Source organism: Serratia rhizosphaerae (assembly GCF_009817885.1).
GTDB classification, from domain to species: domain Bacteria; phylum Pseudomonadota; class Gammaproteobacteria; order Enterobacterales; family Enterobacteriaceae; genus Serratia_B; species Serratia_B rhizosphaerae.
Genome location: NZ_CP041764.1, coordinates 3,421,879 through 3,448,805 on the forward strand (window position 1 = coordinate 3,421,879; position 26,927 = coordinate 3,448,805).

Sequence of the window (26,927 nt, forward strand, 5' to 3'; positions counted from 1 at the left end):
AGGCGGTTAGGCTACGCCCAGGTCGGCCGAAGCGGTGCCGGCGACGCCGTTAACGCTGACATCGGTGTAATGCAGGCTGTTAACCAGAGACTGGTGGTTCTGGTTAGTCAGGTAGATCACGCTGTCTGAATTATCGAGCGTGCCGTTGTCGTTGTTATCGATGATGACATAGCTGGCGTCTTTACTGCCATCGAACGCTACCGAGGCGATACCGACTTTGGAGGTCAGCGAGTTGCTGTTGCCCAGACCCAGGATGCCGCCCAGCAGGCCGACCACGCCGTTAGTCAGGCCGCCAACCAGCGAGCCCAGCAGGCCGTCCATAATATCGGCGGAGCGCAGGCCGTAATCTGCTACCGAGCTGCCGGCAGCGCCGGAGAGGTGAACGCCGGACGTGGTGTCAACGATGCTGTCTTTAGCGCTGTTGAAGTCGGTGATGGTGATACCGGCTTTGGTGGTGCTGCCTTTCAGCTCGTAAGTGTTGTTGCCTGCCCCGCCGGTTACGGTGGTGTTGGCGGCGACGCTGAAGGTATCGTCAGCGCCGGTGCCGGTCACTTTCATCTGATAGCCGTTCAGGCCCAGCGTGTTCAGCAGCGGCGTCAGCAGCGTGGTGGTCACGCTGCTCAGCGGCAGGATGTTCAGCAATTGCACCAGGATACCATCGCCGGTACCGCCGTGTGCGGAATCCAGGTTAATGCCGCCGGTGTTGCTGGAAGCGTCGATGGTGCGTACGTTGCCGTAACCGCTGCCCAGCGTCAGATCCAGGTTATGGTCGCCGGTCACTTTCAGGGTTTGTACCTGGGAGTTGGTGCCCACCAGATCCAGGATGTTACTGAAGTCGCCCTTACCGCCGGAGGCGATATTGACGTTGGTCAGCGAGGTGCCGCCCAGCGCGCTGCTGCTGCTCGACAGGCTCAGGGAGCCGGCGTCGATGTCTTTGGTGCTGGTGGCGTTGAAGTTGATGTCGAACTTGTTGGTGGCGTTCTGACGCAGACCGATGCTCAGGTTACTGTCGGCACCGGCGTTACCGGTGACGCTCAGCGCTGCGGCCGTGCCGCCGCCGGCGTTGATGACTTTCACGTTATCCGCTTTGCCGGACAGTTCAAAACCTTGCGAACCCAGGTTGGTGGCTTTCGCGCCCTGAGTGACGCTGCCGCCGCTGGTGCCTTCCACGGTGGCGGTGCCGTTCAGCAGGCCAAAGTCAAAGGTGTGAGAACCGGTCGCGACCGCTTTACCGTTCAGCGTACCGCCGGATTTGCCCACGTAGCCCGCCAGATCGATTTTCTCAAAATTGCTGAACTTGTCGGCGTTGCTGGTGATGGTGCTGCTGCGGATGCCCAGCACGTTGCTGGTGGTGGCAACGGATTTGGTGAGGAAGTTGGCGGAAAGGGTGTCCGTACCGTCGCCGCCGTTGGCGCTGATCTTGCTGGATACGCTGTTGGCGCCGGTAGTCGCGTTGCCGGCCCAGACCAGCGAGTCATTGCCTTTGCCCAGGTTAAAGGTACCGGAACCATTGGCGATGTTGGCGCTGGCAGAGACGCTGACGGTATCGTTGCCGGAACCGGCGTTCAGAACGACATTGGCGTTGCTCAGCGCGATGTTCACACCGCTGTTGGCGCCGTTATCGGACAGATTGACCGTTGCCGCAGCGCTGCCGTTGATGGTCAGTTCGCTCAGATTGTCGGCGAATTTCAGGTTAACGCTGCCGGCTTTATCCGCGTTGAGCAGCACCTGTTTCAGGATTGCCGTTTCTGCGTTGGTCAACTGGTGGCTGCTGCCGGTGTTTACCGTGCCGCTGGCATTGCCGCCGCCTTCGCTTACGTTCAGGCTGGCTGCGGTTTTATACAGCAGGTTTTCGCCGATGCGCGCTTCGAAGGCATGCTGCTGGGTGATGGTGGTATCGTTGGTTGAGGTGGCGTCGCGCAGATCGCTGATGATGGATTCAATGATGGTCTGCTTATTCGGCAGCGACGTGTAAGCCGCCAGCTGCTCTGCGGTTGCCGCCACGCCGTGCACGATGGTGTACACATGTTGAGCTAACTCGGTGCCGTCGAGCTGGCCGACGGTACGCTGGAACTCAGGGTAGTCCAGCAGCGTTTTGGTCAGATAGTTGATGCTGCTGCCTTTTGCCAGCGCTTTACTCCAGGCTTCCAGCGACAGTGAGAACACGCCGCGGTCGGCAATGCCCAGCGCCAGGGAAACGGCGTCTTCCTGGTGCTCCAGGGACGGCATGGTGGAGGCATCGCGATACAGCAGTTTATCAATGCTGTTTTCGAAGGTCGCCTGCTTGGTCAGGGTGGCGTTGTCGAAACCGTCATAGGTCAGCAGGTTATCGACCAGCGTGGCCAGCGCCTGAGCGGTGGAGCCGGTTCCCAGCAGTTGGGTGATCTGAGCGGATGATGGCGTTTCGCCATAAGCACGAGCATACACCTGCGAGATGATCTGTTCGCTACTTTGGCCTGCGTACAGCTGTTGTCCTTTCGCTGAGTTCAGGAAGTCCGAGGCTAACGCGGCGACCGTTTTCGCTCCGCTTTCCAACTGGTTGGCGTAGTAGTTAAACGCGTCGTTGGTCGTAGTGGCGGACCCCAGAATCGAATAGTAAATAGACGCAGCTTGTTGCTGTGATGGTAATACGGAAGCCATAAGGGCATCACCTCATATCAGTTCAAATGGATACGAATTGTTGTGACATTTGCAACTTTTCGACGTATCTCTCCCCCTGAGATATTGCATGTCCCCAGAACACAAAAGAATCAGCAGGGTGAGTAATAAGCGACAATTGACGCACTGAGGGCATCATTGGCACCCTGTAAAAGAAAGTTCAATGAATGCAAGCTGTCAATGTCGGTTTCAGAATAAGAGAAGTTTTTGCTTGAAAATGGCGCTGACAATAGAAGAGGGAAATTTTGTTTTGGTGAAAAAATAACGGACATAATTAAGAATAATGCCAGAGCAATAAAACAACTGGTAAGATGAGTTGTTTGTGTGACGCTTCTATTGCGGAAATACTTCATCGCTGAGTAAATGCACTCTTATTTATTTGTGATTGTTATTTATTGTATTGTTTTTATTTGGTTTTTTTGTTTTTCCATTAAAAGGGGGCTATAGCATGAATAATATTTATGCAAATATATTTAAATCCGTGATGCTGATATCTTGAACACCCGCTCTCGGCGTGTGGTTATTGGGGGCTATGACTTGGAAAGGATATTGTTGCCTTGTGATTTTCAAGGCAGTGATCCGCGGAATTATATGTCTGCTTTATCCGTATGGCTATTTAATCAATCCTTTTTGTTTCTGGTATATTATAAAAAATCAAGATGGGATTATTCTTAATGCGTTGTTTTGTTGTGCGCGTCCATCTTGGTAAAAATAAGACTGCAAATACGTCTTGTTATCATCCTTGTCGCAACGTGGTCTGGACTGTTTCCAGAAAGAAAAAACCCGCAAAGTATCTTTGCGGGTTGGTGTGATTAGCCTCAGACAATCGGGCTTAACTTGCGGTGTGCCTTAGGCAATAGCCAAATCGGCCGCTGGTGCGTTAGCGACGCCGTTAACGCTCACTTCGGTGTAATGCAGGCTGTCGAGCAGCGACTGATGATCCTGGTTGGTCAGGTAGATCACGCTGTCAGAGCTGTCGAGCGTGCCGTTATCGTTGTTATCGATAATGACATAGCTGGCGTCTTTACCGCCGTCGAATGCGACCGAGGCAATACCGACTTTCGAGGTCAGCGAGTTGCTGCTGCCCAGGCCCAGGATACCGCCCAGTAGACCGACCACGCCGTTGGTCAGGCCGCCAACCAGCGAACCCAGCAGACCATCCATGATATCGGCAGAGCGGGTGCCGTAGTCCGCCACCGAGCTGCCGGCTGCGTCGGAGAGAGTGACGCCGGATGCGCTGTCAATGATGCTGTCTTTGGCGCTGTTGAAGTCGGTGATGGTTACGCCTGCCTGGCTGGTGCTGCCTTTCAGCTCATAGGTATTGCTGCCGGCGCCGCCGGTTACCGTCGTGTTGGCGGCAATGTTGAAGGTGTCATCGGCAGCGGTGCCGGTCACTTTCAACTGGTAGCCGTTCAGACCCAGCGTGTTCAGCAGCGGCGTCAGCAGACCGGTGGTGATGGCGCTCAGCGGCAGAATATTCAGCAACTGCACCAGAATGCCGTCGCCGGTGCCGCCGTGCGCAGAGTCTAAATCAATCCCCGCGGTATTGCTGGAGGCATCGATAGTGCGTACGTTGCTGTAACCACTGCCCAGCGTCAGGTCCAGCTGATGATCGCCGGAAACGTTAAGGGTCTGTACCTGAGAGTTGGTGCCGATCAGCTGCAGAATATTGCTGAAGTCGCCTTGACCGCCCGAAGCAATATTCACCGTACCGAGTGCGGTACCGCCAAGGGTACTGCTGCTGCTGATCAGGCTCAGAGAACCGGCATCGATATTTTGTGCGCCGACGGCATCAAAACTGATATCAAATTTGTTGGTGGCGTTTTGGCGGAAAGCGATTTCCAGGTTGCTGTCGGCACCGGCATTGCCGGTAACGCTCAGGGCTGCGGCCGTACCGCCGGCGGCGTTGATCACTTTGACATTATCCGCTTTGCCGGACAGGGCGAAGCCCTGCGATCCCAGATTGGTGCCCTGAGTGGCCTGAGTGATGCTGCCGCCGTTGGTGCCTTCTACGGTAGCGGTGCCGTTCAGAACGCCAAAGTCGAAGGTGTGGTTACCGGTAGTCACCGCCTGACCGTTCAGCGTGCCGATGGATTTCCCGATGTAACCTGCCAGATCGATCTTCTCAAAATTGCTGAAGTTACTGGTGTTGCTGGTGACGGTGCTGCTGCGGATACCTAGCACATTGCTGGTGGTTGCCACAGACTTGGTGATGAAGTTGGCGGACAGCGTATCCGTGCCGTCGCCGCCGTTGGCGGTGAGGCTGCTGGATACGCTGTTGGCGCCGGTGGTGGCATTGCCGGCCCAGGTCAATGCGTCATTACCTTTGCCTAGGTTGAAGGTACCGGTGCCGCTAGCCACGTTGGCGCTGGAAGAGAGGTTGATGTCTTCATTCCCTGAACCGGCATTTAACGTGATATTGGTATTGTTGACGGCAATGGCGGTGTCGCCGCGTGCGCCGTTGTCAGACAGGTTGACGGTGGCTGCCGCGCTGCCGTTGATGGTCAGGGCGCTGAGGTTATCGGCGAACGTCAGGTCAACCGTTCCTGCCGCGTCGGCTTCCAGCTGTACGGTTTTCAGCACGGCGGTTTCGGCATTGCTCAGTTGGTGGCTGGCCTGCGTATTTACCGTACCGGTCGCGTTGCCGCCGCCATCGGTAACGCTCAGTTTGGCTGCGGTTTTATACAGCAGGTTTTCCCCGATCTGCGCTTCGAAGGCGTGCTGTTGGGTCAGGCTGGCGTCGTCTGTGGCGGTGGAGGTGCGCAGATCGTCGATAATGGCTTCAATAATGCTTTGTTTGTCCGTCAGGGCGCCGTAGGTCGCCAGTTGTTCCGCCGTGGGGGCGACGCCATGCAGCGTGGTGAATACCTGGGTGATCAGTTCACTGCCTTCCAACTGCCCGACGGTGCGTTGGAATTCAGGGTAATCCAATAGTGTTTTGGTCAGGTAGTTAATGCTGGTGCCGTTATCCAGCGCTTTGCTCCAGGCTTCCAGAGACAGGGAGTAAACGCCGCGGTCGGCAACGCTTAAGGCCAGGGATACGGCTTGTTCCCGGAGTTCCAGCGAGGCCAGGTTGTCGGCATCGCGATACAGCAGGTTGTTTATGCTGTCTTCGAAGGTGACCTGCTTAGCCAGCGTGGCATCATCAAAACCCTGATAATTCAGCAGGTCATCAACGAGACCTGCCAGTGCCTGCTCAACCGACCCCCCCTGCAGTAACTGAGTGACCTGCTCTGTTGTTGGCGTTTCGCCATGCACCCGCGCATATACCTGAGAGATGATTTGCTCATTGCTTTGGCCGGCATACAGTTTTTGCCCTGCGGCTGAGTTGATGAACTCGGCGGCCAGGCTTTCTACGGTTTTAGCGCCGCTTTCCAGCTGGATGGCATAGCTATTGAAGGCATCATGCGCCAGCGTGTTTGACCCCAGAATCGAGTAGTAAATGGAAGCAGCTTGTTGCTGTGATGGTAAAGAAGCCATAAGGATGTTACCTCATAAGTTCAAAAGGATACGAAATATTTTGTGACACTTTTAAGCTCGGCACGCAGCTTCCCCAGAGAGGTTAGAAACTTCTCAGAAAATAAATGTCAGATAGGGAGCAACGGGCGATATCGGCACTGCATAAATGCGCCGATTTCACCTGTATAAAAGAAAGTTCAAAGAATAAAAGTTGTCAACGTTTACATTAAGAAATATTTTGTTAACGCCGTGATTGGGTGGTTTTTTCTGGTTTTTACTATTTTAAAATCAGGGTTTATCAGGTTTTTATTGTGTTTTTTATTTGTTGATCAGACTAATGATTTTATGTTTTTGTGCTTTAGTTGTAAGTGTTTTTGTTTTTATCTTATTGATTTTTAATGTTTGATTTATTGTTCTTGATGCGTGGCGGTTGGTTTGTCCTCTTGGTTATTATTCAACTTGTAATTATTTCTTGTTTTTCGCATTAAAATACTATCGTCTCATTTTATTTACGTTGTGCGTACTGTTTTCATTTACAAATTAATATTTTTAATAAAATACGGTGTTTCCCCGGGATTTTTATCTTTACCCTGGTGTTTATATGTCGTGATTAAATAATTTTTCAGGATTACTTTAAATGAAAAATAATCCATTGCCTTATTGGTAATTACGGAAAATCAATATCAGATTAGTCTTATTTTTAAGTGTGCGATTGTCGACTAAAGAAGCGGTGTTTGTTGGCTTACAACAAGTTACGTAGATATAGAATGGATAGTAGGGCCGTATGGGGCATGTGGTGTGTAACATTTACAGGTGGCGTGAGTTAGGGGGAGGTCTTGATAGGTATGAGGCGTGAATGTCGCTGCGTAAGAGGTGTGAATTTACACGGCTATATAGGCATCTCTCTGTAACCGACATGCCAGTTCGCTGACGTTAACGTTCAGACAAAGTACCACATCTTCAGCAAAGCCCTTTTCTGCCAGTTCCAGCGCCGAGGCGCATTCACCCAGTGTTGATAGACCATACGGGCTGTTTTGATGATATGCGGACGTGGCAGCCCTGGCTTCCGGGGACCATGTTTTTTCCGCCAGATAAGAAATAATGCCGCCGGCGGCGACCAAATCTTCAACCGCAGGGCGCAGCGTGCCATTTGGCCACCGTTCACCGCAGGGTATAACCAGGATGCGCCTAAAATGGCGGCAGGCTCTGGCGGTTGCCGCCATGTTTCTGAAGCAACCGCTGAAGACGGCTGCACCGCTATCCTTGGCGCGAAAAGAGATTGCCGAGCCATTGGGCGAGGGGAGAACGAGCCTGGCGCCTTGTTCGATGTCTTTGAGCGAACAAGGTGATAAGGAATAGCCGTTGCTTTTGAGGCGGCGCTCAGTACTTGCAACGATTGCCCCTTTCTCACTGCCATAGGCGATGGCCGACTCGTCTTTCCAGGGATAGGGATAAACCCTGGCGCCGTTATCCACCGCAAGGCTTATACAGGTTGAAAATGACATCACGTCAACGATGATGATGCAATCTGCCGTCTGGCCAAGTTGTTCGACAGCCTCTATCCCCCACTCAAGGCGGACGGAGAACCGTTCTTGCGCATACCAAACCATAGCGGTGTCCTTCTGACTGAATTTATATAGCGTAGCGAAATATCCAAATATAAGAAGTGAACTACTATTGATCCTTTGTCAGATGTTTATGCTGGAACTGTCGCTTATTTTTAGATGAAAATATCGGCAGATTCGGCGTAGGGATTGCCATTAATGTTGGAGTTTAAAGGATGAGCAAGGTAAGTACGCCGGAAATGCGTATCGTCTGGCTGGCGGCGCTAATTCAACTGGTCAATGCGCTGGACTTTATGATGGTGATGCCGCTGGGGCCGGATCTTTCGCGAGAGCTGGGGATTTCACCCACCTATATCGGCTATCTGGGCGGGGGTTATACGCTGGCGGCGGCACTTTCCTCGCTGTTATGTGCGAAGTTTATTGACCGGTTCGATCGTAAGTCTGTCGCGCTGGTGGCGTTATTAGGGCTGTCGGCGGCGACCTGGGCATGCACGCTGGCCTGGAATATGGAAAGTTTGTTTATCACTCGCCTGTTGGCCGGAGTTTGCGCTGGCCCGGCTACGTCGATAGCTTTGGCCATTGTAGTCGATGCGGTGCCACAACAGCAGCGTGGCCGGGCGATGGCTATCGTGATGGGCGCTTTTTCACTGGCGGCAATTGCCGGCGTTCCGTTGGGGCTGGAACTGGCGATGCGCTACGGGTGGAGCGCGCCTTTTTATATCGTCAGCGCTTTGGGCATGTGTGTCTTGGCGGCGGTGTACGCAAAATTGCCGACGATGACGGCGCATCTGCAGCAGCAACAGCCGTCGTTTTCCTTTGTCAAAATGCTGAGGCGTCCGGTGGTGTTGAACGCCTTTGCGGCGATCGGACTGGCGATTTTCAGCACGTTCCTGATCGTGCCTAACGTGGCGACCTATTTCCAATTCAACCTTAGCGTACCGCGCAGCGACATGAGCTATTACTACGTGATGGGCGGTATTTTTAGCCTGTTGGCGATGCAGTTTGGCGGTCGCCTGATTGATAAGCTGGGGGCCATGCGCATGACGCTGATAATGGGGCTGTTGATCCTGCTGGTGGTGTGGGATGGCTTCTTACATACGCCATCGATGCCGCCGATCGTGATTTTCACGCTGTTTATGGCGGTGACCGCGACGCGCACTATTGCCGTGGCGGCGGTAAACAGCCAGGTGCCCGAGCCCTGGGAAAGAGCGGGCTTTATGTCCTTACAAAGCGTTTGCCAGCATATATTCAGCGGCCTGGCGGCGGTCGTATCTTCAATGATATTAACCAACGTGGATGGGCGGTTGGGCAATGTCGACCAGCTGGCCTGGCTGACGATGGTCCTGACGGTGATTCAGCCGCTTTTCCTGTTTATGCTGTTGAAGCGACTGCGTGCGGCGCCGGAGTTGGAGGAAAAGCCGGCTGGTGAATAAAAAGAGAAGGGCGCCGTGGTTTATCCGGAATAATGTTGGAGGCATTAATTATTGTGGGTGCTACGGCGTTGAAGAGTTAATGCATGGAAAATAAAACTGTTGTGGCTCGATATGTTAGGTGTACTACTATTGAAATAGGGGGATGTTATTGGTGATATATTTACCTAGTTTATCATTCCAGACGTTTTTTCGATAGAATTGGCTTTGTGAAGCGTTTTGATATTATTGGTTTAATCGTTAATATAATTAATCTTGGTGTGTAACTTTATCATGACTAACACTGAATATTGCTATCCTACTCTTTCTCAGCTTATCGACTTTGTACGTGATTTTACAGGGAGTCGCCGTGCTTCTATCACTGCGCAGACTTATCTTGAAGAAGATCTAGGCATTACCGGCGATGATGGTGCGGAGCTTTTGGAGGAGGTCGCACAGAGGTTTGGAATAGTCCTGCATACGGACGAAGACGGTTACCGGACTACATTCTCGCTGGGGGAGAACGAATATCTTTTCCATTCCGAAGGGTTTGATCCACTTTGTATCGGCCGGTTAATAGGTTGGCTGCGTAATAAGCCTCGTCCTATCATCCGCGATCTGACTGTAGGGGCGTTACATGATGCACTGGTTGCTGCTCATAGAAAAAGTAGCGGATCTACTACATCGAGTACAGAGTATTAACATTTACCACTTTGGCTAGTTTTATCTTTATAATAGCTTTGAGTTACTCATTGCCATGCCCGAGTTTCAAATTAAAAATAGAATAGCTATCTATCTTTTTCCAGAGTATGACTTTTATGGTTGGATGCTTCCATCGTTGGCATACGTGATTGGCCTTCATTATGTTAGGTGTCTGGGGATTACACCCACTTTTCTCGGCATCCGAACGGATGATCTTGCGATTGAGGACACAAAAAAGCCCGCGAGCTGAGCTTGCGGGCTTTTTCGTCATTATCACCGGGTCTATCTGGTATCACCGGTGACCTATTTGGTGGAGCTGGGGGGATTTGAACCCCCGTCCGAAATTACTACACCGTCGGCACTACATGCTTAGTCCAATCTTTACATTCGCCGGCCAGCTGCGGATGGACACGCTACTGACAAACTAGCCTGATTGGATTTAACGCTTCAGCCCCAGGCAGGACATCCACGCGATCTCTTTTGGGTTTGACCTCTCTTGATCCCCGTCCTAAGAGCGGAGGCTAGGGAGAGAGGGCTCTGAGCAGGTTATTAAGCTGCTAAAGCGTAGTTTTCGTCGTTTGCGACTATTTTTTTGCGGCTTTTTACGAGGCCAACCGCCCCTCGGCATGCTCCTTGGGCTTCGCAAATCCCGTCGAATCCAGAATCAGCCCCAAGTAACTGTCAGGCAGTATATCAGAAGTTTACGCTGCTATGCCAGCGGCTTAACGATTTGCGTTCTTCATGATACGGGCTTTCGCCGTCTGCCATTCGCGATCTTTGATGTTATCGCGCTTGTCGTGCTCTTTTTTACCCTTGGCAACGCCGATCTTCAACTTGCTCCAGGCGTTTTTCCAGTACATGGAAAGGGCGACGACGGTGTAACCGTCACGGTTGACGCGGCCAAGCAGCGAGTCCAGCTCGCGTTTTTTCAGCAGCAGTTTACGGGAGCGTGTTGGGTCGCATACCACATGTGATGAAGCCACGTTCAGTGGCGTGATGGTGGCGCCGAACAGATAGGCTTCACCGTCACGGAACATCACGTAGCTGTCACTGATATTGGCTTTGCCAGCACGCAGCGATTTTACTTCCCACCCTTGCAGAGACAGGCCAGCCTCGAGCTCTTCTTCGATGAAGTACTCGTAGCGGGCGCGTTTGTTCTGCGCAATGGTGGCTGAGCCGGGTTTGTATGCTTTTTTCTTTTTCATAAGGTGCTCATTATACTGGATGCCACAGCGAAAGAAATCCTTTAGCGTTCAACGTCTGCGCAATTTTTTTGCGTTAGCGGGCGTCTGCCCGCGTAGCAGATTTTTTGTCTGACGCCAGATAAATGTTATTATCTGTTCGATTTATGTTGCTCAGGAAATGATATGCCCCAGATTAGTCGATCTGCGCTGGTGCCGTTTAGCGCTGCGCAGATGTACCAGTTGGTTAACGATGTTCACGCCTATCCCGAGTTTTTGCCGGGCTGCACCGGTAGTCGGGTGCTGAATGCGACGGACAGTGAGATGACCGCCGCCGTGGACGTAGCCAAAGCCGGTATCAGCAAAACTTTTACAACGCGTAATACACTGCAGGATAACCATCGTATCAACATGCAACTGGTTGATGGCCCGTTCCGCAAGCTGATGGGCGGCTGGCAGTTTACGCCGCTCAGCCCGGAGGCCTGCAAGGTTGAACTGCATCTGGACTTTGAGTTCACCAACAAACTGATCGAACTGGCGTTCGGTAAGGTGTTTAAAGAGCTGGCCAGCAATATGGTGCAGGCTTTTACCCAGCGCGCCAAAGAGGTTTACAGTGTCTGAGATACGCGTAGAGGTGGTTTATGCGCTGCCGGAACGTCAGTATCTGCGCCAGGTTAAGCTGGCGGCAGGCAGTACGGTCGAACAGGCGGTTATAGCCTCCGGACTGCTGGAACTCCGTAAGGATATCGATTTAGCGACCAACAAGGTCGGCATCTATAGCCGTCCGGCCAAGCCGGGCGATGTGCTGAATGATGGCGACCGGGTGGAGATTTACCGGCCGCTGATTGCCGACCCGAAAGAACTGCGTCGGCAACGCGCGGAGAAAGCAAAAAAATAAGGCGCTATCAGCGCCTTATTTTTTGAACCTCACCTGCCGAGTTGCAGCCTGTGACTGTCATACAAGATTAACCGACTCTTGTATGGGCCGGCGGGCGGCCCGTAATTACTTGCCGGTCAGCGCCGGTTTATTCTGGATATCCGTCAATACACCGGCGCTATCGAAGGTCAGCGTCAGCGTTTGCTGGGTGATCTTCTCGTGGCCAGGCTGTTGGCGGAACACGTAGTACCAGGTTTGCGTGCCAAACGGGTCTTGCAGCATTGGCGTACCCAGAGTGTAGGCGACCTGCTGCTGGGTCATACCTTTGTGGATTTTGCCCACGTCGGCGGCTGTCAGGTAGTTCCCCTGATTGATATCAGGGCGATAAACGATTTTTTCGAAAGTCGAGCAGCCTGCAGTCAGCATCACAAGAACCACAGCGGCAGCAGTCAGCATTTTACAGCGCATAGTAATCATATTCCTTTAGGGCATAGGATGCCGATGATAATAGACCTTGCGGCAGTTGGAAACCTTTATACCCTTCAACTTTCAAGCGGCTGCGGCGATAGCCGTGCATTTTGACTCTGCAGGGCGGGGCATCGCCGCCCCTCAGGCCTGTCGGGCGGTCGGTATGCAGCAAGTTGAAATCGTTCAGGTTTACAGCGCTACATTCAGACCGCGAGAATATGAAAAAGTTGAGTTTTTTACGCCGCCAGCAGCTCTTTTGCGTTAGCCAGCGTATTCCGTGTGACTTCGCTGCCGCCCAGCAGGCGCGCCAGTTCTTGCAGGCGTGCGCGTTTACCCAGCGGCGACATCTGCGTCTCTGTCGCTGTGCCGTCGGTCTGTTTGCTGACGAAGAAGTGCTGATGCCCGCAGCCAGCCACCTGCGGCAGGTGGGTAACGCACATCACCTGGGTGGACTCGCCGAGTTGGCGCAGCAGGCGACCGACGATGGCGGCGGTTGGGCCGCTGATGCCGACGTCTACCTCATCGAAAATCAGCGCCGGCGTTTCCATCTTACGCGCGGTAATCACCTGAATCGCCAGCGCAATACGCGACAGCTCGCCGCCGGAAGCGACCTTCGCCAGCGGCTGCAGCGGCTGGCCGGGGTTGGTGGAAACGCAGAACTCAACGCGGCTTGCCCCCTCAGCGCCCAGATGTTCAGGTTCGAAATGTACGTCGATGCTGAACTGGCCGTGCGGCATTGACAGCGAATGCATGCTGTCGGTGATCAGTTGGGTGAGTTCGGCGGCATAGTGCCGGCGCTGTTGGTGTAGGCGCTCCGCCAGCGCCATCGCCTGCTGATGGTGTTGGGTAACCGCTTCGTTCAGCTGTTGGTGGTCGCTTTCATACTGGGCCAGCAGTTCCTGCTCTTCCAGCAACTGCTGATGCAGGGTCGGCAGCTCTTCCGGCGTGACATGATGTTTGCGCGCCAGCGCTATCTGGCGTGAAATGCGCTGCTCCAGTTCATACAGGCGGTTGGGGTCGAGATCCATGCGTTCGGCATAGTGGCGCAGTTCGTCGCCGGCCTCGCTGATTTGAATCGACGCCTCTTCCAGCATATCCAGCAGGCCGGCAAGTTTGTCATCCATGCCGATAAGCTCCAGCAGCAGGTGTTTGACGCTGTGCAGCTGGCTCAGCATGTTGTGTTCGTCGCTATCGGCCAACAGCTGCAGCGCCTGCTGGCTGAGCGTCAGCAACTGGCCGCTGTTGGCCAGGCGTTTGTATTCCGTATCAATCTGCTCAAACTCGCCGCTTTGCGGCGCGAACTCGTTCAGCTCTTTCAACTGGTACTGCAGCAGTTGCTTACGCGCTTCGCGTTCGATGGATTGCTGCTGATGGTGCGCCAGCTCACGGCAGCTTTGGTGCCAGCGCTGATAGGCCAGGCGCATCTCCGTCATCAGTTCCGCTTCGCCGGCGTAGGCGTCCAGCAGTGATTTTTGGTGTTCCGGTTTCAGCAGCAGCTGATGTGCGTGCTGGCCGTGAATTTGGATCAGGCGCTGGCCCAGCTCGCGCAGCTGCGACAGGGGCACGGAGGTGCCGTTGATAAAGCCGCGTGAGCGGCCGTCGGCGCCAATCACCCGGCGCAACAGGCATTCGTTGCCGTCGTCCAGATGATTTTGCTCCAGCCACTCGCGGGCGGAAGGGGTGTCGGCCAGGGAAAAGCGTGCGCACAGGTCGGCGCGGGAGGCGCCCAGCCGGACCGCGTTGCCGTCGGCACGGCTGCCGAGGCACAGCCCCAGGGCATCAATCGCAATCGACTTACCGGCGCCGGTTTCACCGGTAATCGCCGTCATACCCGGTTGAAAGTCGATCTCCAACTCACGAACGATAGCAAAATTGCTGATGGTTAATTGCGACAGCATGGGAACCTTCCTGTGTATAAACACATAACTGTAATTTCATACAGTATAAACTGGTTTTATATACAGTAAAGTAGCTGAGCAAGATTTTAGAACAATTTTTTAGACCAGCCGAGTTTGGTGCTTAACGTATTGAAATAGCTGTAATCCTTTGGATGAATAAGATTCAGGTGGAAATCACTACGACGAATGAGCACCTCTTCCCCCTCCTGGATAGGCAGGGCGATCTGGCTGTCGCAACTGATCTCCAGATCGCTGCTGACGTGGGAAAACTTCAGCCGAATGGTGCTGTCGCCGTTAATGACCAGCGGGCGGGCGGAGAGGGTATGCGGGAACATCGGCACCAGCGCGATGGCTTCCAGCGACGGCGTCAGTATCGGGCCGCCGGCGGACAGTGAATAGGCGGTAGAACCGGTCGGCGTGGCGATAATCAGGCCGTCGGAGCGCTGGGAAAAAGCAAAGCGGCCATCGATATAGACTTCGAACTCGATCATGTGCGCCACTTTGCCGGGGTGCAGCACCACTTCATTGATGGCGGTGCTGATGCGGTATGGCTGCTGCTCACGCTGGACGATAGCCTCCAGCAGAAAGCGCTGCTCGTTGATGTATTCGCCTTCCAGCACGTCGGCCAACTGCTGCAGGGCATTGTCCGGGTCCAGATCGGTGAGGAAGCCGAGATTGCCGCGGTTGACGCCGATGACTTTAATCTCGTAACGCGCCAGCACCCGCGCCGCGCCGAGCATGTTGCCGTCGCCGCCGACCACCACCGCCAGGTCGGCCTGCTGGCCGATTTCCGCCAGGCTGCCGGTCACCGCTTCTTTCAGCCCCAGATCCTTGGCGATTTGTCGTTCAACCATCACGTTGTAGCCGCGGGCGACCAGCCAGTGGAACAGCATCTCGTGCGTTGCCAGCGCCGACGGGTGACGCGGGTGGCCAACAATGCCAATGCAGTTAAATTTTTTATTCATTGTTGCGTTTTCCCTCACCGGAGCCAGATTATGTCTTACATTGTGACCGGTTGACTTGAAACCCCGGTTTTGATCCCCATAATAAGCCAAGTTGCGGGATTAATGCTAAAACGCGGAGATATTCATGAGTAGTAAAGAACACAAGACGCCAAACGAGCAAGTATCGGAAGAAATGGAACACGCTCAGCACGAGGACGTGCAGCAGGAAGCAGCAGAAGGTGTCGATCTGCGTGACGCACGTATTGCCGAGCTGGAAGCCCAACTGGCGGACGCTCAGCAGCGCGAACGCGAAAGCCAGCTGCGCGCCAAGGCTGAAGTAGAAAATATTCGTCGTCGTACCGAGCAGGATATTGAAAAGGCGCATAAATTCGCCCTGGAGAAATTCTCTTCCGATCTGCTGCCGGTAATCGACAACCTGGAGCGCGGGCTGGAGCTGGCGGACCGTAATAATCCAGAGCTGGCGGCGATGGTCGAAGGTATCGAACTGACGCTGAAATCCTTGCAGGACGTGGTGCGCAAATACGGTATCGAAATCGTAGGCGACGTGAATGTGCCGTTCAATCCGGATGTGCACCAGGCGATGAGCCTGATGGAGTCTGCCGATCATGAACCGAACCAGGTGATGATGGTGATGCAGAAAGGCTATACGCTGAACGGTCGTCTGTTGCGCCCGGCGATGGTGGCAGTTTCCAAATAATCGTTGCCTGTATGATGCAATAGATAAAGAAAGGCACCCTCGGGTGCCTTTTTGCCGTCTGGCTTATTGCTGCGGTAAATGCGGCATCCAGTCGATCGGCGTCAGCCCCTGCTGTTCCAGCAGCTGGTTGGCTTGCGAGAAGTGCCGGCAGCCAAAGAAGCCGCGGTGGGCGGAAAGCGGCGACGGATGCGGCGCTTTCAGCACGTGATGGCGCTGACGGTCAATAAAATTGCCTTTCTTCTGCGCGTGTGAGCCCCACAGCAGGAACACCACGCCTTCGCGGTTTTCATTCAGCGCGGCGATGACCTTATCAGTAAAGGTTTCCCAGCCCAGGTTGGCATGCGAGTGTGCGTTTCCTCTCTCCACCGTCAGCACGGTGTTGAGCAGCAGTACGCCCTGTTCCGCCCAGCTTTGCAGGCAGCCGTGATCGGGGCGCTCGAAGCCCGGAATATCCGTTGCCAGTTCTTTATACATATTTACCAGCGACGGCGGCGCCGGCACGCCGGGAAGCACGGAAAATGAAAGACCGTGCGCCTGATTCGGGCCGTGGTAGGGATCCTGACCGAGGATCACCACCTTGACGTCGGCCAGTTCGGTAAAGCGAAAAGCGTTAAACACGTCTTTCTGCGGCGGGTAAATGGTCTTGCCGGCCTGACGCTCATTGGCAACAAAGGCGAGCGTGTCGACAAAATAGGGTTGCTCTTTCTCCTTGCCAATAACGTCATGCCAGGTGAGGGGAGTGGACATTAACGCTCTCCTTTGTTTTCGTTAATCATTCATCGGGCATAGCTTACCGTTTAGCTTTACGGAGCGAAACCCGCATTTAACATTCCCTGTCGCTCAGCGGCGGTGCAGAGGGTCTTTGCAGGTTTTGTTGAAAATTTACAAAAATAATTGCCGGTGCTGATTGGGTAAATATTGATATAAAACAGAAATTTGCCATTTTGTAGCACGTGGGCTTTGGTTGGAAATTGACCTTAATCAAAGAATTGCCGGGGTCGGGCTGGTATACAGAACAGTAAATGGTTTTACCAAATGACCTAAACCTTGTTCAGGTTATCAATGAAATAAGTTTTTTCGCCCTTGTACGGAGGCAACAACATGATTACCGGTATTCAAATTACCAAAGCAAACAATCAGGCGCTGGTGAACTCTTTCTGGCTGCTGGATAACGAAAAATCAGAAGCACGTTGCGTGTGCGCCAAAGCCGATTATGCCGAAGACCAAGTCGTGCCGGTCAGCGAGCTGGGCACCATCGAGTACCGTGAAGTGCCGATGGAAATGCAGCCGACCGTGCGTGTTGAAGGCGGTCAGCATCTGAACGTTAACGTACTGCGTCGTGAAACGCTGGAAGACGCCGTGAAGCATCCGGAAAAATACCCGCAGCTGACCATCCGCGTTTCCGGCTATGCGGTGCGCTTTAACTCACTGACGCCGGAACAGCAGCGTGACGTGATTACACGTACATTTACCGAAAGCCTGTAATTGTCAGGCGGTTGACTTATCGGGGGAGCCTTGGCTCCCCTTTTTTATGCCCGGAGATCAGAACTTCGAGCGGGATCACATTTTGCCATTACAGGACTGCTCCGACCTGCCGATAGCTAACCTGGCGCTGGTTGTCAGCGCGATGACTGAACTAGCGACAAGGAGTCGGCATGAGCATGTCTTTAAGTTTTACTTCGGTGGCGTTGCCTGCCGTATCTTTGCCTGTGGTTCCCGAGCGGCGTGCGGAGCCGCCCATGCCGGCGGAGCCTGCCGCTGGCGAACGGTTGCCCACGGCGGCGCATCCATCAACGTCGTCACAGAACCGGCAAACGCAGCAACTGCTGCATTCGCTGGTCAATGATGTCGCCGCTGCCGCCTCGTCGGCCAAAACCGGTCTGACGCGCGGGCAAGTGCCGCAACAGGGGGACTACACCCTGGCGCTGCTGGCGAAGGACGTTTACAGCCTGGACGGAAAGGGCGTAGAAAACTTCAGCCGCCTGAGCGATGCGGCATTGCTGAGCGCCGGTATTGAGCCTGCAAGCCTGCATGATACGGCATCGGGTTTTCAGGCGGGCATTTACCATGACGGGCAGCAATATGTGCTGGCCTTTGCCGGCACCAACGACTGGCGGGACTGGTTAAGCAATGTGCGTCAGGCGACGGGATACGATGACGTACAGTACAATCAGGCAGTGTCAGTAGCGAAAAGCGCCAAGGCGGCGTTTGGCGAGCAACTGGTAATTAGCGGGCACTCACTGGGGGGCGGTCTGGCGGCTACCGCCGCATTGGCCACCGGTACGCAGGCGGTCACCTTCAACGCTGCCGGAGTGTCCGATCACACCCTGAATCGCTTTGGTATCGATCCGGCCGCCGCCAGGCAGGATGCGGAAGCCGGCGGTATTCGCCGCTACAGCGAGCAATATGACATGCTGACGTCGACACAGGAGTCGACGTCGCTGATCCCGAACGCCATCGGCCATCAAATCATTTTGGAAAATAATGATACGCTAAATGGTATTGACGACTGGCGGCCGAGCAAGCATCTGGAGCGCAGTCTTGCCGCACATGGTATTGATAAGGTGATTAGCTCAATGATGGAACAGAAACCGTGGGAGACAAAGGCCGATGCCTGACAGATTACGCTGGCCGATATTGCTGATGTTATTGATACCGTTAGCAGTATTGGCGTTGTCGGGAAGGGGCGAGGAGCCGCAGATGAATCAGCAAACGACGCCGTTTAACGGCCAGAGCTGCCAGCCGCTGGCGCTGGCGGTTGCCACTGGTGATACGGCCCGTATCGCGGCACTGGCGACGCCGGAGGCGCTTGGTGAGCGCGGCGATCAGGGTATAACGCTGTTGCAGTGGGCGATTTTACGCCAGCAGCCGGGCAGCGTACAGGCGCTGCTGGATGCCGGCGCCGACGTGGCGGAAACCGGCATGGACGGCAACAGCGCGCTGCATATCGCGGCGATGGTGGAGGATGCCGGCTATCTGACACAGCTGCTGGCGCGGCAGCCGGTGGTTGATGTGCGTAACGCCGCCAGCGGCGCGACGCCGCTGGCGGCTGCGGTGCTGGCCGGCCGTCCGACGCAGGTGCGCCAACTGCTGGATGCGGCTGCCGACAGCCGTCTGGCCGATCGCGTTGGTGATACGCCGCTGCATATTGCCGCCAGAATCAACGCGCCGCAGGTGGCGCTGATGCTGTTGCAAAACGGCGCGGATGCTGCGGCGGTTAACCGGCAGGGGATGACATTTCAGGCTTATTTCGCCCAGACGCCGCGGCATCTGCAGAATGAAGCCATGCGTCAGGCGCGTCAGCAGCTGGATGATTGGCTGCAGGCGCACCGGCTGGCGGCGCGTTATCGCGTATTGTGAGGAGATAAAAAAACCGCCGGAAGGCGGTTTTTCTGTGGCGTTCGTTATTCGCCGTCGGTTGCCGGTGCGCCTTTCGGCTGGCGGCGTTTGCCGATGTTTTTCGCCTCACGATGGCGAACTTTCACCTTGGCTTTATCCTTGCTTTTGGCTTTGTTCTTGTCGGCCGCGCGCTTGGCCAGCACTTTTTTGGATGGCTTGCCGTTGCTCTTTTCACTCGGCACGCGGGTTTTCGGCCGCAGTTCGTCAATCACGCGCGCTTTCAACGGTTCGTTGAGGTAGCGGCCGACTTTGCCCAGCAGCAGGTGATCGTGAGCCTCGACCAGCGAAATCGCGGTGCCTTTGCGGCCGGCGCGGCCGGTGCGGCCGATGCGGTGCAGATAGGTATCGGCGGTGCGCGGCATATCAAAGTTGAACACGTGGGTGATATCCAGAATGTCCAGACCGCGGGCGGCGACGTCGGTGGCGATCAGCACGTTGACGCGGCCGTCCATCATGCGCTTCACCGCTTCGTTGCGTTTGGCCTGCACCATCTCGCCTTCCAGATAGCAGGTGTTGATGCCAGCCTCCCGCAGCCAGGTGGCCAGCTCATGTACACGCTCGCGCTTGCGTACGAAGACCACTGATTTCTGTACATCCGGCTGCTGCAGCAGATTGATCAGCAGGGCGGTTTTATGCTGCACGTCGTCAGCACGGTAGTACCACTGCAGAATTTTTTTACGCTCGCGGCGGGAAGGGTCAGCTTCCACTTCCACCGGTTCGTTCAGGATGCGTTCTGCGAATTCGCGGATGGCTTCGCCTTCCAGCGTGGCGGAAAACAGCAGGGTCTGGTTGCGCCAGCGCGTCTCGGCGGAAATAGTTTCGATATCCTGGGCAAAGCCCATGTCCAGCATGCGGTCGGCTTCATCCAGGATCAGCGTTTCCACCGCGCGGCAGTCGAAGTTCTCTTCTTTAATATATTGCAGCAGGCGGCCGGTAGTGGCGACCACCAGATCCTGGTTTTCGCTGAATACTTCCGCGTGGTTCATATAGGCCACGCCGCCGGTAATAGTGGCAATATCCAGTGAGGTATGGGCCGCCAGCTCACGCGCCTGATCGGCGACCTGCATCGCCAGTTCGCGCGTCGGGGTCAGGATTAATACGCGCGGCGGGCCGGACTTCTTGCGGGGGAAATCCAGCAGGTGCTGCAGCACAGGCAGCAAGAATGCGGCGGTCTTACCGGTGCCGGTCGGCGCCGAACCCAAGACGTCGCGCCCGTCCATTGCCGGTGGGATGGCTTCGGCCTGAATAGCGGTCGGGCGGTCGTAGCCTTTATCACGCAGGGCGTTGATCAGGCGTTCATCGAGATCGAGTTCGGAAAAATTGGTTGCTGTCATGGTCTACCTCTACTTGGGGCGCCGATTATAGACGGGTTGGCCGCCGGGTTCATCCTTTTTCAGGCCGGGACTCTTTTACCACTCCGCAGATTGCCTTATGCTACGCCGGTTTTCCAGCCAGGTGCTCATTGTGGACAGTCAGTCAAAAGCCAATTTCAAACCGCGTCGCGGCGGTTTTACCTTCAAACAGTTTTTTGTCGCTCACGATCGCTGTGCCATGAAAGTCGGCACCGACGGCGTGCTGCTCGGCGCCTGGGCGCCGGTGACGGCGGTCCGGCGGGCGCTGGATATCGGCTGCGGCAGCGGGCTGATTGCGCTGATGCTGGCGCAGCGTACGGCGGATGAGGTGCGGATCGACGCGGTAGAACTGGACGCCGCCGCCGCCGCGCAGGCGCATGACAATGCAGAAGCGTCGCCGTGGGCGTCGCGCATCCGTATATATGAGCAGGATATTCAACAGTTTGCCGGGCAGCGGGCCGCCAGTTACGATCTGATTGTCAGCAACCCGCCGTATTTTGCGCCGGCGGTGGCCTGCCGCGATCGGGCGCGCGATGCGGCGCGCTATACCGAAACGCTGACTCATGACGTACTGCTGGCCTGCGCCGAACGGCTGCTACAGCCCGACGGCACGCTGTGCGTGGTGCTGCCGTATGACATTGGCGAGGCCTTTGCCGCCGATGCGCTGCAGCGCGGCTGGCATCTGGCGCAGCGGGTAAACGTCAGCGACCGGGCGGATACCCCACGGCATCGTATATTGCTGGCGCTGACGCGCACGGTGCAGACGTGTGCGTACAGCGATCTGGCCATCAAGCAGGCGGAGGGTGACTACAGTGCACCGTTCCGTCGCCTGATCACCGATTTTTATCTGTTTTATTGAGCAGGGCGACGGCGCGCCCTGAGCGCCTTACGGCTGCAGAATGGTAGGAAGCGCTTGCGGCAGCGGCTCCGGATAGTCCAGCGTGTAGTGCAGGCCGCGGCTCTCTTTGCGCGCCATAGCGCTGCGCACCATCAGTTCCGCCACCTGCACCAGATTACGCAGCTCCAGCAGGTTATTGGAGATACGGAAATTGGCGTAGTACTCGTCGATTTCCTGCTGCAGCGTGTTGATACGGCGCAGCGCGCGCTCCAGGCGTTTGGTGGTGCGGACGATACCGACGTAGTCCCACATAAACAGCCGCAGTTCGTGCCAGTTATGCTGGATCACCACGCGTTCATCCGAATCATCCACCCGGCTTTCGTCCCACTGCGGCAGCGCCTTGGCCAGCTTGATGGCCGGCAGGCGGCGCATAATATCTTCGGCGGCCGACCAGCCGTACACCAGGCACTCCAGCAGCGAGTTCGAGGCCATGCGGTTGGCGCCGTGCAGACCGGTATAGCTCACCTCGCCGATAGCGTACAGCCCGTCCAGGTCGGTACGACCGTGCTGGTCGACCATCACGCCGCCGCAGGTGTAATGCGCCGCCGGTACGATCGGGATCGGCTGTTTGGTCAGGTCAAAGCCCAGCGTCAGCAGCTTGTCATGGATCATCGGGAAGTGCTGGATGATAAACTCGGCCGGTTTATGGCTGATATCCAGATACATGCAGTCGGCGCCGAGGCGTTTCATTTCATGGTCGATAGCGCGGGCGACAATATCGCGCGGCGCCAGTTCGCCCCGCGGGTCGAAGTCCGGCATAAAGCGGCTGCCGTCCGGGCGCAGCAGATGCGCGCCTTCGCCGCGCAGCGCTTCGGTCAGCAAAAAGTTGCGTGCCTGCGGATGGAACAGGCAGGTGGGGTGAAACTGGTTAAACTCCAGGTTGGCGACGCGGCAGCCGGCGCGCCAGGCCATGGCGATACCGTCGCCGGAGGAGATGTCCGGGTTGGTGGTGTACTGGTACACTTTGGCGGCGCCGCCGGTCGCCAGCACCACGGTTTTGGCGCGGTGCGTCTCCACCCGCTCCAGCTCGCGGTTCCAGACGTAGGCGCCCACCACGCGGCGGGTGCCGGGCAGGCCGACTTTGCTGGAGGTGATAAGGTCGACGGCGTTGCGGCGCTCCATGACGCAAATATTCGGATGTGCGCTTGCTTTCCCCACCAGTGTGGTCTCTACTTCCTTACCGGTGGCGTCTGCGGCGTGCAGAATACGGCGGTGGCTGTGGCCGCCTTCACGCGTCAGGTGATAGCGTTCCTCGCCCTGGGCGTTGGTTTCGGTATCAAACAGCACGCCCTGATCGATGAGCCACTGGACGCAATGGCGCGCATTGCCGGCGATAAACTCGACCGCCTCTTTATCACAAAGCCCCGCGCCGGCAATCAGCGTATCGTCAACGTGCGACGCAATGCTGTCCGTTTCATCAAATACCGCGGCGATGCCGCCCTGGGCATAAAAGGTGGCGCCTTCATTGAGCGGGCCTTTGCTCAGCACGGTCACCTTGCCGTGTTGTGCCAGCCGCAGGGCCAGTGACAGGCCTGCGGCACCGCTGCCGACGATCAGTACATCGCTAACATATTCAGAAGATGGTTGCATAACGTATGATGTGTGCAGAAGAAGAGTGAAAATCATGTTAGCCTAATTGTCCGGGCAAATGCCACGGATAGGGCGACATCAACAGAAAAAACAATGGCCATGTGGAACTTTGATTTCCATATGAACTCCAAGCGAGTGCTTGCTCAGGAAAAATGTATGGCTGGCAGTACAATTTCACGCGTGGAGACAGATTTGGGGAGAATTTACCTCGGATGAGCGAGCAGTTAACGGATCAGGTGCTGGTTGAACGGGTCCAAAAGGGCGATCAGAAGTCGTTTAACTTACTGGTGGTACGCTACCAGCATAAAGTGGCGAGTCTGGTTTCCCGCTATGTGCCGCAGGGCGATGTGCCCGATGTGGTGCAGGAGTCGTTTATTAAAGCCTATCGCGCGCTGGAATCTTTCCGCGGCGACAGCGCTTTTTACACCTGGTTGTATCGAATCGCTGTGAATACAGCAAAGAATTATCTGGTTGCTCAGGGGCGGCGTCCGCCGGCAAGTGATGTGGACGCCAACGACGCTGAAAACTATGAAAGCGCCGGCGCATTGAAAGAAATTTCGAACCCTGAGAACTTAATGTTGTCAGAAGAGTTGAGACAGATAGTTTTCCGTACCATTGAGTCGCTCCCTGAGGATCTGCGTATGGCGATCACCTTGCGGGAGTTGGATGGCCTAAGCTACGAAGAGATAGCCGCCATCATGGATTGCCCGGTCGGGACCGTACGCTCGCGTATTTTCCGCGCTCGGGAAGCTATCGATAATAAAGTTCAGCCGCTGATTCAGCGTTAGCGATGGCGGATACAGGAAGGGTATTTAGGCATGCAGAAAGAAAAACTTTCCGCTCTGATGGATGGTGAGTCGCTCGATAACGAACTGCTGAGCTCTTTGTCGCAGGATCGGGCGCTTCAGCAAAGCTGGCAGAGCTATCACCTGATACGTGACACGCTTCGGGGTGATGTAGGACAAGTAATTCATCTCGATATCGCCGAACGTGTTGCCGCAGCACTAGAGAAAGAGCCTGCTCGTCTGGTTCCTTCGGCGGTGCCTGAATCTCAGCCGCAGCCGGAAACCTGGCAGAAAATGCCGTTCTGGCACAAAGTGCGCCCATGGGCTAGCCAGCTGACTCAGGTCGGGGTTGCCGCCTGCGTTTCTCTGGCGGTGATTGTCGGCGTCCAGCACTATAATCAGCCTGATGCCACGCAGCCGGGTTCTTCGGAAGCGCCGGTGTTCAACACGCTGCCGATTATGGGCCAGCCGTCTCCGGTCAGCCTGGGCGTGCCGGCAGACAGTTTCTCAACCGGCAGCGGTCAACAGCAGCAGGTGCAGGAACAGCGTAAACGTATCAATGCGATGCTGCAGGATTACGAACTGCAGCGCCGCTTGCATTCAAACCAATTGCAACTTGATCAGGGCACGCCGCAGCAGGCCGCCGTTCAGGTTCCGGGCACCCAGTCTTTAGGAATGCAACAGCAGTAATGAAGCAACTTTGGTTCTCCGTTTGTCTATTGACGGGCAGCCTGCTCTACTCAAATATCGCCCCGGCGCAGACCGCGTCCGGGGCGTTGTTGCAACAAATGAGCAGCGCCAGCCGTTCACTCAATTACGAGCTTGCCTATATCAGCATCACCAAGCAGGGGATAGAGTCGTTGCGCTATCGCCATGCTCTGGTGGAGCAGCAGGCGCTCGGTCAGTTACTGCATATGGACGGCCCGCGACGTGAAGTGCTGCAGCGCGGCGACGGCATCAGCTATTTCGAACCGGGTCTGGAGCCGTTTACCCTGTCGGGCGATCATATCGTTGATGCGCTGCCTTCCATTGTGTACGCCGACTTTACCCGTCTGGCGAAATACTATGATTTTATCTCCGTCGGCCGGACGCGTATTTCCGATCGCCCTTGCGAGGTAATCCGCGTGGTGGCGCGCGACGGTTCGCGCTACAGCTATATCGTCTGGATGGATGAAGAGACCAAACTGCCGCTGCGGGTGGATCTGCTTGACCGCAACGGCGAAACGCTGGAGCAGTATCGGGTAATCTCATTTGAGGTGGGAGAAGAGGTGCAAAACGCGCTGAGCGGATTGCTGAAAGCCTCATTGCCGCCGCTGATTTCCCTGCCGGCGATGGACAATGTTAAACTGGGCTGGAACACGGCCTGGTTACCGGCCGGGGTCAGCGAAGTGGCGCGCAATCGTCGCAAGTTGCCGAACGTTTCCGTGCCGGTAGAGACACGGTTATACAGCGACGGCCTGTTCAGTTTCTCGGTCAACGTCAGCCCGGCGGGCAGCGGCGTTGGCACGCAGTTCTATCGCCAAGGGCGACGGACGATTCAGACCGAACTACGCAGCGGCAAAGAGATTACCATCGTCGGCGAACTGCCGCCGTCAACCGCCAAGCGTATTGCTGACGGTATTTCCTTCAGGGGAGCGCCGAAATGATGAAAGAGTGGGCCACGGTCGTGTCGTGGCAACAGGGCGTGGCGCTGTTGCGTTGCGAGCCTAAAGCGGGCTGCGGCAGCTGCAAGGCCCGTTCGGGCTGCGGTGCGCGCGCGCTGAATGAGCTGGTGCCGGAAACCGAGCATCAGCTGCAGGTGCAGATTGAGCAACCGCTGGAACCGGGGCAACGGGTCGAAGTGGGCATCGCCGAAGGCAGCCTGCTGCGCTCGGCGATGCTGGTCTATCTGACACCGCTGCTGGGTATGATGCTTGGCGGCGGCGCGCTGCAGCTGTGGCTGGCGACGGACGGCGCTGCGGCTTTGGGCGCGCTGTTTGGCGGCGTGGGCGCCTTTTTGCTGGCGCGTAAACTGGCTCACCGTCTGGGGGAGCAGGACGCCTACCAACCGGTGGTGTTGCAAATCGGCCTGCCTCCTACCGCGCTGCGCCTGCAGCCGGACTCCCCTCTGTCTGATTAAATGAATGGCCGCGTCATCGCCGGGTTGCGGTAGGCGGGGATGCGGTTGTTAATCATATGCTCCAGCAACGCAATAAACAGATCGGCGCTCAGTAGTGAAAAGTAGCACAGCGCGACCAGCGTCTGGCCCTGTGCGTCGAGCAGGCGGATCACGCCGTGTTGCGGCTGGCTGTCCAGCGTGTGAACCTGCTCAATATCGATACTGCCTTGCGGCGTAACCAGCGTTTTGGCGCTTAGCCGCAGCGTCTGGCCCGGCAGGCGACGCGGTTTGCCGCCGAGCAGCCAGGCGAGCCAGCGGCTTTTGCCGGTAAGGTAGTGAAAAGGCAGATTTTCTCCCTGATATAACGCATTGAGGGCTACCGGGCCGCGCAACAGGATCTGCTGGTTGATGATGGTGTCGCGCAGCGTCCAGGCATGCGACACGTTGCTGTATACCGTACACCAGGGCTGATCGGCGGCAGTACGGAACGCCATGGCCTCACACAGCCCGCCGCACAGCTTGCCAAGCAGTGGCACGCCGCGGGTGCGATAGACATCGCCGATCTTCTCAAACGGAATGAAGCGCTCCTGGTGGTTATGGCTGTTGAACACTCTGACACCGTGTTCATACAGGCGATAGGTCTGCGTGGGACGCAGGAAATGACGCAGCGCCAGCAGGATACACGCCAGTAATATGGTTACCGCACCGGTTTGCAGCAAGGTCAGTATGCCGCGTTCTTCCATATTGCTCATCAGCGGCAGCATTAGCAGCGCGCCGCCGATGGTTAACAGCAGCGCCGCCGCTGCCAGAATGCCCCAGTTGACCTTCGAAAAATCGTGCCGGCTCAGCATCTGCCCTTTATCGATCATATGCACCTTCCAATCAACCTACAGAGATATGCTGGTGAACTCCGGCGGGCTTGCCGA

General features: G+C 55.8%; 24 protein-coding genes and 1 other RNA gene. 13 read left to right on the plus strand and 12 right to left on the minus strand.

What is annotated here, in order from left to right; all coding sequences use genetic code 11:
- Positions 1 to 6: 6 nt before the first annotated feature.
- The 3 genes from FO014_RS15950 to FO014_RS15960 all read right to left on the minus strand — a co-directional run bounded on the left by FO014_RS15950 (position 7) and on the right by FO014_RS15960 (position 7,727).
- On the minus strand, positions 7 to 2,640 hold the full coding sequence (locus FO014_RS15950) for a beta strand repeat-containing protein (RefSeq protein WP_160030239.1): 2,634 nt from the start codon (positions 2,638 to 2,640) through the stop codon (positions 7 to 9).
- A gap of 867 nt (positions 2,641 to 3,507) precedes the next feature.
- Positions 3,508 to 6,138 (minus strand): beta strand repeat-containing protein, encoded by a 2,631-nt coding sequence (locus FO014_RS15955; protein ID WP_160030240.1) that lies wholly within the window; start codon positions 6,136 to 6,138, stop codon positions 3,508 to 3,510.
- An 860-nt stretch (positions 6,139 to 6,998) separates the two neighbouring features.
- Positions 6,999 to 7,727, minus strand: a complete 729-nt coding sequence (locus FO014_RS15960; protein WP_160030241.1) for a 2-phosphosulfolactate phosphatase — start codon at positions 7,725 to 7,727, stop codon at positions 6,999 to 7,001.
- 170 nt (positions 7,728 to 7,897) lie between these two features.
- Here FO014_RS15960 and FO014_RS15965 point away from each other — a divergent pair, with 170 nt between their 5' ends.
- Together FO014_RS15965 and FO014_RS15970 are read left to right on the plus strand one after the other, a co-directional pair.
- Complete coding sequence (locus FO014_RS15965; protein WP_160030242.1) at positions 7,898 to 9,115, plus strand: MFS transporter; 1,218 nt, start codon at positions 7,898 to 7,900, stop codon at positions 9,113 to 9,115.
- A gap of 270 nt (positions 9,116 to 9,385) precedes the next feature.
- Positions 9,386 to 9,793 (plus strand): DUF1493 family protein, encoded by a 408-nt coding sequence (locus tag FO014_RS15970; RefSeq protein WP_160030243.1) that lies wholly within the window; start codon positions 9,386 to 9,388, stop codon positions 9,791 to 9,793.
- Positions 9,794 to 10,101: 308 nt separating this feature from the next.
- Here FO014_RS15970 and ssrA read toward each other — a convergent pair.
- Both ssrA and smpB read right to left on the minus strand, forming a co-directional pair.
- Positions 10,102 to 10,465: a transfer-messenger RNA gene (gene ssrA, locus FO014_RS15975) on the minus strand.
- 50 nt (positions 10,466 to 10,515) lie between these two features.
- Complete coding sequence (smpB, locus tag FO014_RS15980; RefSeq protein ID WP_015673473.1) at positions 10,516 to 10,998, minus strand: SsrA-binding protein SmpB; 483 nt, start codon at positions 10,996 to 10,998, stop codon at positions 10,516 to 10,518.
- Positions 10,999 to 11,160: 162 nt separating this feature from the next.
- Here smpB and FO014_RS15985 point away from each other — a divergent pair, with 162 nt between their 5' ends.
- Together FO014_RS15985 and FO014_RS15990 are read left to right on the plus strand one after the other, a co-directional pair.
- The gene (locus FO014_RS15985) at positions 11,161 to 11,595 is read left to right on the plus strand and encodes a type II toxin-antitoxin system RatA family toxin (RefSeq protein ID WP_015673472.1); all 435 of its coding nucleotides are present in this window, start codon (positions 11,161 to 11,163) and stop codon (positions 11,593 to 11,595) included.
- Complete coding sequence (locus FO014_RS15990; protein WP_105232238.1) at positions 11,588 to 11,872, plus strand: RnfH family protein; 285 nt, start codon at positions 11,588 to 11,590, stop codon at positions 11,870 to 11,872. The genes FO014_RS15985 and FO014_RS15990 overlap by 8 nt, the downstream gene beginning before the upstream one ends.
- 105 nt (positions 11,873 to 11,977) lie before the next feature.
- Here FO014_RS15990 and bamE read toward each other — a convergent pair whose 3' ends face one another.
- From bamE to nadK, 3 genes are all read right to left on the minus strand, one after another.
- Positions 11,978 to 12,319 (minus strand): outer membrane protein assembly factor BamE, encoded by a 342-nt coding sequence (gene bamE, locus FO014_RS15995; RefSeq protein WP_105232237.1) that lies wholly within the window; start codon positions 12,317 to 12,319, stop codon positions 11,978 to 11,980.
- Positions 12,320 to 12,555: 236 nt separating this feature from the next.
- Positions 12,556 to 14,217 carry a DNA repair protein RecN gene (gene recN, locus FO014_RS16000; RefSeq protein ID WP_201282874.1) on the minus strand — a complete coding sequence of 554 codons (1,662 nt, stop codon included), beginning with the start codon at positions 14,215 to 14,217 and terminating at the stop codon, positions 12,556 to 12,558.
- An 86-nt stretch (positions 14,218 to 14,303) separates the two neighbouring features.
- Complete coding sequence (gene nadK, locus FO014_RS16005; protein ID WP_160030244.1) at positions 14,304 to 15,182, minus strand: NAD(+) kinase; 879 nt, start codon at positions 15,180 to 15,182, stop codon at positions 14,304 to 14,306.
- Between the two features lie 124 nt (positions 15,183 to 15,306).
- Here nadK and grpE point away from each other — a divergent pair, with 124 nt between their 5' ends.
- Positions 15,307 to 15,879, plus strand: coding sequence for a nucleotide exchange factor GrpE (grpE, locus tag FO014_RS16010; RefSeq protein WP_160030245.1), 573 nt, complete (start codon positions 15,307 to 15,309; stop codon positions 15,877 to 15,879).
- A 63-nt stretch (positions 15,880 to 15,942) separates the two neighbouring features.
- Here grpE and ung read toward each other — a convergent pair whose 3' ends face one another.
- The gene (ung, locus tag FO014_RS16015) at positions 15,943 to 16,626 is read right to left on the minus strand and encodes a uracil-DNA glycosylase (protein ID WP_111736600.1); all 684 of its coding nucleotides are present in this window, start codon (positions 16,624 to 16,626) and stop codon (positions 15,943 to 15,945) included.
- Between the two features lie 354 nt (positions 16,627 to 16,980).
- On the opposite strand from ung, the gene grcA reads away from it, so the two are divergent.
- The 3 genes from grcA to FO014_RS16030 all read left to right on the plus strand — a co-directional run bounded on the left by grcA (position 16,981) and on the right by FO014_RS16030 (position 19,239).
- Positions 16,981 to 17,364, plus strand: coding sequence for an autonomous glycyl radical cofactor GrcA (gene grcA, locus FO014_RS16020; RefSeq protein WP_160030246.1), 384 nt, complete (start codon positions 16,981 to 16,983; stop codon positions 17,362 to 17,364).
- Positions 17,365 to 17,534: 170 nt separating this feature from the next.
- Positions 17,535 to 18,497, plus strand: a complete 963-nt coding sequence (locus FO014_RS16025) for a Tle-like phospholipase domain-containing protein (protein ID WP_160030247.1) — start codon at positions 17,535 to 17,537, stop codon at positions 18,495 to 18,497.
- Positions 18,490 to 19,239 (plus strand): ankyrin repeat domain-containing protein, encoded by a 750-nt coding sequence (locus FO014_RS16030; protein ID WP_160030248.1) that lies wholly within the window; start codon positions 18,490 to 18,492, stop codon positions 19,237 to 19,239. Before FO014_RS16025 ends, FO014_RS16030 begins: the two co-directional genes overlap by 8 nt.
- A 44-nt stretch (positions 19,240 to 19,283) precedes the next feature.
- Here the strand turns inward: FO014_RS16030 and srmB are convergent, their stop codons facing one another.
- Positions 19,284 to 20,612 carry an ATP-dependent RNA helicase SrmB gene (gene srmB, locus FO014_RS16035; RefSeq protein ID WP_111736602.1) on the minus strand — a complete coding sequence of 443 codons (1,329 nt, stop codon included), beginning with the start codon at positions 20,610 to 20,612 and terminating at the stop codon, positions 19,284 to 19,286.
- Positions 20,613 to 20,742: 130 nt separating this feature from the next.
- On the opposite strand from srmB, the gene trmN reads away from it, so the two are divergent.
- Entirely contained in the window at positions 20,743 to 21,489 is a 747-nt protein-coding gene (trmN, locus tag FO014_RS16040; RefSeq protein ID WP_411841379.1) for a tRNA(1)(Val) (adenine(37)-N(6))-methyltransferase TrmN, read from the plus strand.
- A 27-nt stretch (positions 21,490 to 21,516) separates the two neighbouring features.
- On the opposite strand, the gene nadB is transcribed toward trmN, so the two are convergent.
- Positions 21,517 to 23,118 carry an L-aspartate oxidase gene (gene nadB / locus FO014_RS16045; protein WP_201282875.1) on the minus strand — a complete coding sequence of 534 codons (1,602 nt, stop codon included), beginning with the start codon at positions 23,116 to 23,118 and terminating at the stop codon, positions 21,517 to 21,519.
- A 212-nt stretch (positions 23,119 to 23,330) separates the two neighbouring features.
- Here nadB and rpoE point away from each other — a divergent pair, with 212 nt between their 5' ends.
- The 4 genes from rpoE to rseC are packed head-to-tail and all read left to right on the plus strand — an operon-like array spanning position 23,331 to position 26,022.
- A complete protein-coding gene (gene rpoE / locus FO014_RS16050) occupies positions 23,331 to 23,906 on the plus strand; it encodes an RNA polymerase sigma factor RpoE (protein WP_105232227.1) in 576 nt (191 codons plus the stop codon).
- A 30-nt stretch (positions 23,907 to 23,936) separates the two neighbouring features.
- On the plus strand, positions 23,937 to 24,593 hold the full coding sequence (rseA, locus tag FO014_RS16055) for an anti-sigma-E factor RseA (protein ID WP_054306833.1): 657 nt from the start codon (positions 23,937 to 23,939) through the stop codon (positions 24,591 to 24,593).
- Positions 24,593 to 25,549 carry a sigma-E factor regulatory protein RseB gene (gene rseB, locus FO014_RS16060; protein ID WP_160030251.1) on the plus strand — a complete coding sequence of 319 codons (957 nt, stop codon included), beginning with the start codon at positions 24,593 to 24,595 and terminating at the stop codon, positions 25,547 to 25,549. The genes rseA and rseB overlap by 1 nt, the downstream gene beginning before the upstream one ends.
- Positions 25,546 to 26,022: a SoxR-reducing system protein RseC gene (gene rseC / locus FO014_RS16065; RefSeq protein ID WP_160030252.1), complete on the plus strand. Its 477-nt coding sequence runs from the start codon at positions 25,546 to 25,548 to the stop codon at positions 26,020 to 26,022. The genes rseB and rseC overlap by 4 nt, the downstream gene beginning before the upstream one ends.
- On the opposite strand, the gene FO014_RS16070 is transcribed toward rseC, so the two are convergent.
- Complete coding sequence (locus FO014_RS16070; protein ID WP_160030253.1) at positions 26,019 to 26,870, minus strand: hypothetical protein; 852 nt, start codon at positions 26,868 to 26,870, stop codon at positions 26,019 to 26,021. The genes rseC and FO014_RS16070 overlap by 4 nt on opposite strands.
- Positions 26,871 to 26,927 lie beyond the last annotated feature (57 nt).

Excerpts from the sequence above, each read along its gene's own strand:
- FO014_RS15950 (WP_160030239.1), bottom strand. The coding sequence starts at position 2,640 with ATGGCTTCCGTATTACCATCACAGCAACAAGCTGCGTCTATTTACTAT.
- FO014_RS15955 (WP_160030240.1), bottom strand. The coding sequence starts at position 6,138 with ATGGCTTCTTTACCATCACAGCAACAAGCTGCTTCCATTTACTACTCG.
- FO014_RS15960 (WP_160030241.1), bottom strand. The coding sequence starts at position 7,727 with ATGGTTTGGTATGCGCAAGAACGGTTCTCCGTCCGCCTTGAGTGGGGG.
- FO014_RS15965 (WP_160030242.1), top strand. The coding sequence starts at position 7,898 with ATGAGCAAGGTAAGTACGCCGGAAATGCGTATCGTCTGGCTGGCGGCG.
- FO014_RS15970 (WP_160030243.1), top strand. The coding sequence starts at position 9,386 with ATGACTAACACTGAATATTGCTATCCTACTCTTTCTCAGCTTATCGAC.
- smpB (WP_015673473.1), bottom strand. The coding sequence starts at position 10,998 with ATGAAAAAGAAAAAAGCATACAAACCCGGCTCAGCCACCATTGCGCAG.
- FO014_RS15985 (WP_015673472.1), top strand. The coding sequence starts at position 11,161 with ATGCCCCAGATTAGTCGATCTGCGCTGGTGCCGTTTAGCGCTGCGCAG.
- bamE (WP_105232237.1), bottom strand. The coding sequence starts at position 12,319 with ATGCGCTGTAAAATGCTGACTGCTGCCGCTGTGGTTCTTGTGATGCTG.
- recN (WP_201282874.1), bottom strand. The coding sequence starts at position 14,217 with ATGCTGTCGCAATTAACCATCAGCAATTTTGCTATCGTTCGTGAGTTG.
- nadK (WP_160030244.1), bottom strand. The coding sequence starts at position 15,182 with ATGAATAAAAAATTTAACTGCATTGGCATTGTTGGCCACCCGCGTCAC.
- grpE (WP_160030245.1), top strand. The coding sequence starts at position 15,307 with ATGAGTAGTAAAGAACACAAGACGCCAAACGAGCAAGTATCGGAAGAA.
- ung (WP_111736600.1), bottom strand. The coding sequence starts at position 16,626 with ATGTCCACTCCCCTCACCTGGCATGACGTTATTGGCAAGGAGAAAGAG.
- grcA (WP_160030246.1), top strand. The coding sequence starts at position 16,981 with ATGATTACCGGTATTCAAATTACCAAAGCAAACAATCAGGCGCTGGTG.
- FO014_RS16025 (WP_160030247.1), top strand. The coding sequence starts at position 17,535 with ATGAGCATGTCTTTAAGTTTTACTTCGGTGGCGTTGCCTGCCGTATCT.
- FO014_RS16030 (WP_160030248.1), top strand. The coding sequence starts at position 18,490 with ATGCCTGACAGATTACGCTGGCCGATATTGCTGATGTTATTGATACCG.
- srmB (WP_111736602.1), bottom strand. The coding sequence starts at position 20,612 with ATGACAGCAACCAATTTTTCCGAACTCGATCTCGATGAACGCCTGATC.
- nadB (WP_201282875.1), bottom strand. The coding sequence starts at position 23,118 with ATGCAACCATCTTCTGAATATGTTAGCGATGTACTGATCGTCGGCAGC.
- rpoE (WP_105232227.1), top strand. The coding sequence starts at position 23,331 with ATGAGCGAGCAGTTAACGGATCAGGTGCTGGTTGAACGGGTCCAAAAG.
- rseA (WP_054306833.1), top strand. The coding sequence starts at position 23,937 with ATGCAGAAAGAAAAACTTTCCGCTCTGATGGATGGTGAGTCGCTCGAT.
- rseB (WP_160030251.1), top strand. The coding sequence starts at position 24,593 with ATGAAGCAACTTTGGTTCTCCGTTTGTCTATTGACGGGCAGCCTGCTC.
- rseC (WP_160030252.1), top strand. The coding sequence starts at position 25,546 with ATGATGAAAGAGTGGGCCACGGTCGTGTCGTGGCAACAGGGCGTGGCG.
- FO014_RS16070 (WP_160030253.1), bottom strand. The coding sequence starts at position 26,870 with ATGATCGATAAAGGGCAGATGCTGAGCCGGCACGATTTTTCGAAGGTC.